This is a genomic window from Sphingomonas sp. Leaf62 (assembly GCF_001421915.1).
Taxonomy (GTDB): Bacteria; Pseudomonadota; Alphaproteobacteria; order Sphingomonadales; family Sphingomonadaceae; genus Sphingomonas.
On the sequence record NZ_LMLN01000031.1, the window covers coordinates 9,674 to 18,278 of the forward strand.

The window sequence follows — 8,605 nt, forward strand, 5'->3', positions numbered from 1 at the left end:
CGATTACGTCCGTGTCTCCCCGCTCCCCGATGCACTCACAGCGTTGACATCGCTGGCCGGATGGATCGAGGACTACAACGACAACCACCCGCACTCAGGGCTCAAAATGCGTTCGCCGCGCGAACATCGCGCACTGGTTTCTGCAACCGCCTAATTCCGTCCGGTAAAACGGGGGCCAGATCAGCAACCAACTCGTCCGACAGGTTCACACCTTCGGGTATGTGGCGACGCAGGATCAGGCGAGCCCGCTCCAGTGCTTTCGATAATGACCGAACCCTAAGTTCGCCGTCGGCGATATCTACCATCACCGTATCACCGGCACTGATCCCGAGTTCACGGCGCATGGACGCGGGAATGACAAGCTTGCCTCCCTCAACAATCCGAACCCGCTGCGCTTCCATAAGCATTGATCTTAAGATCGGTACTAAACAGCACCGCAGTACCAAATCAGCAAACAGGTGTCATCCTCCTTGTCCGGGTCGAGCCTAATAGCCAAAATGCATTGGTGCGCTTGGCTAGGCCAACATAGATCGATAGTCCGTCTTTGTAGCCACTGTCTGTCTGGTAGGCTAACTAAGGTATACCCAGTTGAGCCAAGGAACTATGAGCACACAGCAAAGCAGCATGATCCGAGCAGCGCGGGTGTATCTGCGGGTCAGTACCGACGAACAGGATCTGGCCCGGCAGGAGGCGATCGTTGCCGGCGCGCGGGTTGCCGGCTTCTATGTCGCAGCAGTGTACAGAGAGAAGGCGTCAGGTGCGCGGCCCGATCGTCCCGAGCTTTTGCGCATGGTTGATGACCTGCAACCCGGCGAAGTCGTGATCGCGGAGAAGATCGATCGGATCAGCCGCTTGCCTTTGCCCGAAGCCGAACTGCTAGTTGCGACGATCCGGGGGAAGGGTGCACGGTTAGCTGTTCCGGGGATTGTTGACCTGTCCGACCTGGTCGCCGACAGTTCGGGGGTATCGCGTATTGTGCTGGAGGCAGTGCAAGACATGCTGCTTCGCGTTGCACTCCAAACCGCGCGGGACGATTACGAAACGCGGCGTGAACGCCAGCGTGAAGGGATCGAGATCGCTAAGCGGGCAGGACGCTATACCGGGCGCAAGCCGGATTTAGCGCACCACCGCCGCATCGTGGAACTGCGCGAAGCCGGCATGAGTATTGCCCGCACGGCGGAACTGGCCGGTTGCAGTATCGCGCAGGTTAAACGCGTCACAGCCCTACATCGTGCAAAAATCGCGTTGCCGGGACTTGTATTGTGCTAGCGTTGGCAGAAATGTTAAGTTCTGTCTAAACTTCTCAAACCAATAGTAGAAATGGAAGATGGTTGATGACGGCCGCTAAAGCCGTCAGATGTGGTACCATTAAGTGGTAAGATCAGTAGACAGCCAAGCTGCGATAAAACTCGGCACGCGTGACAATTATTCCATCAGAGAACACCTTCGTGCAGATGTTAATGCGATCACTTGCGTAATAAGGTTGCGAGAGATTAATATTATAGCATTCCTTGTCCGCCACTAAACCAGTCACAGATTCCCCTATACTGTCATTCATTTGTTCGACGCTTGTAATTTTATCAACCGCCACGTCTTTGGCAAGCGCAATTAGATCATCTAAAGTTCCACAAGGCTGGCTAAAATGCGGGTGAATCGTACAGGTAACGTGGATCGGACCGTCACTGATCATACTTTCATGAACAAGCGACACCGCGACAAACGCGCGTGCCCCGTCACGCCGGTTGAGAGTAGGGATAAACTTTTTCGTCGTGGGTAATTGGCGGCAACAGGTATTAAAGTTATCATATTGCGTAGAAATGGCCGCTACGTCCGTAGGATCATCGTCCGACTTCGAACGGGTAATGTTGCCGAGCCAGCCAACCGTCTCACGCTGTTTCACATCTGTCACGGCACCAGCCTTGTCAAAACTAACATCGATCGCAGTCGCGAGACAAAGCCCGAGCCAGCCCGCTTCACCGCTCACTGATGCGCGGGTGTAGAAGGTCAACATCGTGAGAGGGGGCGGACCATTTGGGTGTGGCACTGGACGAGGGCAAAGGCCGACGCAGGTTGCCAACGCGGCCTTTCTACATCAATCACCACTGCTCCGGCAGCGCCTAGAACACGCTGCGCCAGTTCGGCCAGCGGCAATACTTGTGCCTCTTGAGGAGTAAGAGCGGATACCGTGCCGAAAAACAGAGCAGCGATCATTCTATAACCTGTTGCTTGCGTCGCGGGCGGAGGTGCCAACTCTCCGGGTCAAGCATCTCCGTACCTTGCGCATTGTGAATGTTCCTACTCCCAAAGATTATAATTATTCTACGTACCTAAAGCTAAACAATCACGTCCAACCGAATGACCGGCAGCATTGCACCGGTGGGGGCGGCCGGCAACGATAGCATTAGCCCCTCGGTATTGTGCCGCATAGCAATTGGCCCAACCCCTAACAGCGTGGCCTTCTCGATACGCCCTACAGCACTAGTGTTAAGCGACTTAATAAGTACGGGTGAATTGGGCCAAGCAAGCAGGATTGCGTTAATCACGCTTGCCTTTGTCGTGAAGCGGACATCCTGCGCACCTAGCTTTGCCACCTGTCCTTCATTGTGCATCCCTCCCGACAAGTCAGTGGGTCCCTCACCATAAACTCGCCATGGCCGCGTACCATAAATCGCATCACCATTAACGCGCATCCACCCGCCAATCGCATCGACGATGCGTTCTTCCTCGGCATCTATCGTACCATCTCCGCGTATCGGCACCGACAGCAACAGGTTGCCGTTCTTGGATACTACGTCAGCGAGGCGTTGTAGTACCTGCACTGCAGGTACGTAGGATTTCTGGACGAACCGATCACGGTTGTAGTGCCAGTCGCCGATGCAGGTGCAGGTCTGCCAGGGCTCGTCGCGCAGTCGATCGGAGAAGCCACGCTCGATATCCTCAACCATTGCCTTTCGTTGGAACGCGGACAGCACCTTACCGGTGAGGACAACGTCGGCACGGCCGGACCGTTCGACTGCATGGTTGTAGTAATGAGCCAGCGCTTCCAGGCCGGTCGGCCCGAACGGCAGACCGTAATCGTCCAGATAGACAAGGTCCGGATCGTACCGCTCAACCAGAGCTTTTTGCCGACGCAGCCATCCATCAACGAAAGCGAGATTGGCGGCCGGAGCAAATTCCATCCAACGTCCGCTGGTCGCTGCTAGCCATGCCTCCATCTGCTCGACGGTCGTGAAGCCGTCGGGCGGCGCCATTACTGGTTTAGTGTACAGGTCCTGCGGATCGAGCCCGTCCCACCATTTTCCATACCCGTCAGCCTTGGTTAGACGTGCTGCGTCGTAGCGCTGTCCTGCACGTGGGCCGGTAGGATCGTACCCGTAAGCGGTCTGCCACCAATGCCAGGCATGGCTGGCATGGTTGCTGACGCCGAACCGTAGACCTTCGGCACGCGCAGCCTTCTTCCATTCGCCAACAATGTCCTGACGTGGTCCGACGCGTGTACTGTTCCAGGGATGCGGACTGTCGAACAGGTCAAGGTTGTCATGATGACAAGCCATGCCCACGAAATAGCGTGCGCCCGCCGTCTTGTAGCGACGTACCAACGCAGCAGGGTCCCAGCGTTCAGCCTTCCACGTTCCTATTATGTCGAGAAATCCGGTATCGGCCGGGTGGCCGTACTGAGCACGGTGACGGTCGTAGAAGGAGTTGCCCTGCTGATACATCTGGCGTCCATACCAGTCGCCTGCCTCGGGCTGGCACTGCGGACCCCAATGACCCCAAATGCCGAATTTCGCATCGCGAAACCATTCGGGTGCGACATAGGCGTCGGCGAGGGACGACCAGGTCGACTGGATCGTGCCGTTGTGCTGAGCTCCAGCAGTGGCGCTCCCGGTTAATGCCAAGGAACCGGCAAGGAAATCGCGTCGCTTCATCGAGACGTGTCCTTTCTGGATGGATGGTCAAGAAATGCGGCATGGCTCGGCATTGCGGAGACGCCCCTTCCAATCAGATCCTTCATACGCGAGAGCGTTTCCGCGCGTCGGATGTCGTCCTGCGCCGCGGCTATCGGATCAGGCCGACGTGGCCATAAGCCCTGACCCAACAGCACCGCGGCCCAGCTCGGTTCGCGGAAGAGCTCGTGCGGATCGAGCATCAGACGGCCGTGCGCAGCAAACAGCTCGATACGAGCTTTGAGGGTGTCGGGTACGTCCATCGTGCGGACGTGGTTCCATAGTAGGGAATCGTCACGCCGGGTGAGATGATAATGGAGTATGATGAAGTCGCGGACGGCTTCGAACTCTCGTGTCATCAACCGGTTGTATTCAGTGGTCGTCGCGGCATCAAAGCCGTTGTCGGGGAACAGCGACATAAGCGTCACGATCCCCCGTTGCACTAAATGAATGCTGGTCGATTCGAGCGGTTCTACGAAGCCTGCCGCCAGACCAAGCGCTACGACGTTGCCATTCCAGAACGCCGCCCGTCGACCCGTGGTGAACCGCAACTGACGCGGCTCGGCAAGCGCTTCGCCATCCAACCCGGCCAGCAGTTCGGCAGTGGCTTCATCATCGGAAATGTACCTACTGCAGTAAACATGTCCGTTGCCGACGCGGTGCTGCAGCGGGATGCGCCAGCGCCAACCGGCGCGTCCGGCCGTGGATCGAGTGAATGGATCAGGCGCGGACACCGGTACGCTCGGTACAGCCACGGCTCGGTCCATTGGCAGCCAATGCGACCAGTCGGCATAACCGGTTTGCAGCGCCTCTTCGATCAGAAGTCCGCGGAACCCGGAACAGTCAATAAAGAGGTCGCCTGCAACCGACCGACCATCAGCCAACCGGACCGCGCTTACATGTCCACGTTCGTCGCGGACTGCATCAACGATCCGCCCCTCGATCCTTGTCGCACCGTTCGCAATCGCGTGATCGCTTAGGAATTTTGCATAGCGTACTGCATCGAAGTGTAAGGCATAGGCCATGCGTGAGTGGACATGCTTCGGATCATCCGATGTGCGAACGAAGCGACGGGCATAGGCTGCCTGCGTCACTAGCGAATAGTCGCCAAGCGAACCCGGACGGTTGCAGAGCCAGTGCAAAGTAAAAGGGATGCCGTCCAAATCGGCACCATAATGACCAAATGGATGGAAATATGTGTCGCCAATGGCACCCCAATCGCGGAACTCAATACCGAGCTTGTAGGTGCCCCCCGTCGCTCGAATTAGAGCATCTTCCTCGATACCCAGTAAACGATTGAACTGCATAATTGGTGGAATCGTGGCTTCGCCAACGCCCACTGTGCCGATCTCCGCAGATTCGACCAGCGTCACCGTACATTGATCGGGCGCGAACTGCTGGGCGAGCACAGCGGCTGCCATCCATCCAGCGGTGCCGCCTCCAATGACTACGACCTGTCTGATTGGGTTCACCATCGATCCTCCCCCGCTAACCTTATTTGGTATCCGAAAATAATAATTATCACATAATATTAGTCAGATGCTTGTGTGTTGCATATCTGAAAGTTAAACTCACCAACGATAAAAGCCGCATGACGTTCGAGCAGGCATCGGACAGCGGGAAAAGGGGAGGTTTTATGCGTAGGTCATTTTTCGCTGCTACTCGGGTGCTGCACGGCGGTGCGTCGTGTTTGTCCATTGCGCTGCTGTCCGTAGGCGGGCCTACAGCGTTCGCTCAATCTCAAACGGATTCACCCCCCGCCGTTGGAACGGGCGGAGAGTCGGACTCAACTGTAGACACTTCCGCCCAAACGCAGACCGAAACTGACAGCGGTGACATTGTCGTCACTGGCCTTCGTCAATCGCTACAAAGTGCCCAATCGATCAAGCGCAACGCCGATCAGTTCGTTGACTCGATCACAGCCCAAGATATTGGCCGCTTGCCCGACGTTACCGTTGCTGAAGCGCTGCAGCGCGTTTCGGGGGTGCAGATTACGCGTAACCGTGGCGAAGGTAATGGCGTCGCAGTGCGCGGCCTGACTCAAGTTCGCACCGAGTTGAACGGACGGGACATCTTCTCCGCCAGCGGTGGGCGTGGCCTTTCTTGGGAAGAAGTGGGATCCGACCTCCTTGCAGGCGTCGACGTGTACAAGAACCCGTCGGCCGAATTGGTGGAGGGTGGCTTGTCAGGCACCGTCAACCTGCGCACACGTCTACCGTTCGATCAAGCCGGACAGCTGCTTTCTGCTAGTGTCGCATCAACTTACTACGACCTTGCAGGGAAGAGCGGGCAGCAGGTCTCCGGTATCTATAGCAACCGCTGGCAAACGGGTATCGGCGAGATCGGCTTCCTCGCCAACGTCGGCTACCAGACGACATCGTTCCGCGAGGACGTCGTGGTCGTCGAGCCGTTCTACCAGCATGGTCCGGCCGCGCCCGGTGTGCAGGGACCGGTCCCCGGTTTTGCGGATCGGACCGTGCTCTTGCCGCATGGTGGCGGTTTCCGTACCGCCTATGGCGATCGCGAGCGGTTGAGCGGGACCGCCGCGCTGCAATGGCGCCCGACCGACGGCCTTGAACTCTATGCCCAGTATTTCCGGGCGGACTACAAATTCAACGAAGCCGGCAACTCGTTCTTCTCCTATGGCTCAGACGTGCCGCCGTCGCCGGATCGTCCTTTCACCGTCGATGACAACGGTGTCGTCCGGACCGGCTATCTAGACAATGCCGGGACCGATTCGGTCAATTTCGGCACGATCCGCGATACCAGCACGACCGACATTTCGGGTGGTGTCCGCTGGAGCGTGACCGATCGTGTGAAGCTGTCGGTCGACTATCAGCATATCGATTCGACCGTCGAACAGACGACGCTGAACCTGACCGCCAGCGCGCTGAACCCTCGGACCAGCGTCGCCGGCCTGGGTCAGGATTACGACCTGTTCTTCGACCTGACCGGCAAGGTGCCGGTGTTCCAGTCGACGACGCCCAACTACTTCAGCAACCCGGCTAATTACGGCATGACCGCGATCCTGCCTTATGGTGAGCAGAACGATGCGACTGCCGATGCCATCCGCGCCGACCTGACATGGGATTTCGGCGAAGGCCTGATCCGCGAGGTGCGCGCCGGCGTGCGCTATACAGACAAGAGCGCGATCAACCGCAACACCACCTACGACACGTGGACGGCGATCGGCTCCACCTGTGCGAACTGGTCGTCGGACGCGGGCTGCTCGCTGTTGTCGGAATTCCCGCAGTACGCCCAACAGAACCTATACCAGCAGGACCTGTTGCGCGGAAAGGCCCGCAATTCGGTGTTCGGCCCGGTCTGGCAGTTCCGCGACAGCCTCGTCACCGATCCGCAGGCAGCGTTCGACGCGGTGCGCGCGATCAGCGGACAGGACATCAGCTTCCGCCCGTATGATGCGCCCAACGCGTTCCTGGGCACGATCGGTGAAAAGACCTATGCTGCCTATCTGCGCGTCGGCTTCGGCGGCGACATCGGCACCGTCCGCTTCGACGGCAATGTCGGCCTGCGCGCCGTGCGGACCGAGACGGAAGCGCTCGGCCGCCGCGTACTCGTCTATCGCACCCCCGGGGTCGCGCCGATCACTAACCCGGACGGTACCGTCACCACGGCGCCCAACATCACACTGGACGAGGCGTTCGGTGGCGGGCGCGATTACGACCGGTATCTGCCGAGCGTGAACCTGAAAGTGAACCTGACTGACGAGTTGATCCTGCGCGGTGCCTTCTCGCAGAATTTCTCGCGGCCGAGCTTCGCGCAGCTGAACCCGCAGTTCAACCTGAGCGTCAGCTATACCGACGCGAACAGCTTGGTGCCGACGCTCGCCAATCCGGCGCTGCCGTACAACGCGACGACCAACCCCTATGTAGGCACGGGCACGGCGCTGGGCGATCCCAACCTGCGACCCGAAGAAGCCACCAGCTACGACCTCGCGCTCGAATGGTATTTCGATCCCGTAGGCTTCGTCTATGCGACCGGATTCTACAAAAACTTGAAGAACCTTTTGGTAGACCGCGCCGCCGCCCCGGTGTTTCAGGACCTGACCGGTCTCGGCACGGTGCGCTTCAACGTCCGGCGCTGGGTCAACGAATCCGAGGGCTATGTCCGCGGGTTCGAGGTTGGCGGGCAGAAGTTCTTCGACTTCCTCCCTGCGCCGTTCGACGGGCTGGGCGTGCAGGCGAACTATACCTTCGCCGACAGCGATGCCGGACAGGCGGCGGCCGGCGACATCAACAGCACGACGCAGATCAGTGTCGGACTAGTGAACCTGTCGAAGCACAGCTACAACCTAGTCGCGCTCTACGACAAGTTCGGGCTGAACATGCGGGTCGCCTATAACTGGCGCAGCAGCTTCCTGCAGGGCACTGCGAATACGGGCACGCAGAACCTGCCGATCTTCGGCAACGCTTACGGCACGCTCGACGCCTCGGTAACGTACGACGTGACGCCGCGGTTCGCGATCACGCTGGATGGGCAGAACATCCTTGATACCGCGTTCAAGTCTTATCAGATCTTCGACGACCGACCCCGCGACTACGGCATCAATGACCGCCGTTTCTCGGTTCGGGCACGCGTCAAATTCTGATCCAAACTATCATACCTCTCCCCCTTGCGCCGGGTGACCTAGTTACCCG

Annotated in this window: 7 protein-coding genes; 3 read left to right on the plus strand and 4 right to left on the minus strand. The window is 58.5% G+C overall.

Translation table 11 applies throughout. The features are described from left to right. The coding region (locus ASE91_RS19805; RefSeq protein WP_156357932.1) for an integrase core domain-containing protein at positions 1–154 on the plus strand (154 nt) is incomplete at its 5' end. Here the strand turns inward: ASE91_RS19805 and ASE91_RS18105 are convergent. Then, positions 102–407: an AbrB/MazE/SpoVT family DNA-binding domain-containing protein gene (locus ASE91_RS18105; RefSeq protein ID WP_327196803.1), complete on the minus strand. Its 306-nt coding sequence runs from the start codon at positions 405–407 to the stop codon at positions 102–104. The two genes, ASE91_RS19805 and ASE91_RS18105, sit on opposite strands and share 53 nt — an antisense overlap. A gap of 196 nt (positions 408–603) precedes the next feature. Here ASE91_RS18105 and ASE91_RS18110 point away from each other — a divergent pair, with 196 nt between their 5' ends. Continuing rightward, positions 604–1,269 (plus strand): recombinase family protein, encoded by a 666-nt coding sequence (locus tag ASE91_RS18110; protein ID WP_200911287.1) that lies wholly within the window; start codon positions 604–606, stop codon positions 1,267–1,269. Positions 1,270–1,381: 112 nt separating this feature from the next. Here the strand turns inward: ASE91_RS18110 and ASE91_RS19810 are convergent, their stop codons facing one another. The 3 genes from ASE91_RS19810 to ASE91_RS18120 form a co-directional block, all read right to left on the minus strand. Continuing rightward, positions 1,382–2,008 carry a hypothetical protein gene (locus tag ASE91_RS19810; RefSeq protein ID WP_235530562.1) on the minus strand — a complete coding sequence of 209 codons (627 nt, stop codon included), beginning with the start codon at positions 2,006–2,008 and terminating at the stop codon, positions 1,382–1,384. A 325-nt stretch (positions 2,009–2,333) separates the two neighbouring features. After that, complete coding sequence (locus tag ASE91_RS18115) at positions 2,334–3,929, minus strand: alpha-L-fucosidase (protein ID WP_056628954.1); 1,596 nt, start codon at positions 3,927–3,929, stop codon at positions 2,334–2,336. Then, positions 3,926–5,422 (minus strand): tryptophan halogenase family protein, encoded by a 1,497-nt coding sequence (locus ASE91_RS18120; protein WP_056628958.1) that lies wholly within the window; start codon positions 5,420–5,422, stop codon positions 3,926–3,928. The genes ASE91_RS18115 and ASE91_RS18120 overlap by 4 nt, the downstream gene beginning before the upstream one ends. A 161-nt stretch (positions 5,423–5,583) precedes the next feature. Here ASE91_RS18120 and ASE91_RS18125 point away from each other — a divergent pair, with 161 nt between their 5' ends. Beyond that, positions 5,584–8,556, plus strand: coding sequence for a TonB-dependent receptor (locus ASE91_RS18125; RefSeq protein WP_082454120.1), 2,973 nt, complete (start codon positions 5,584–5,586; stop codon positions 8,554–8,556). Positions 8,557–8,605 lie beyond the last annotated feature (49 nt).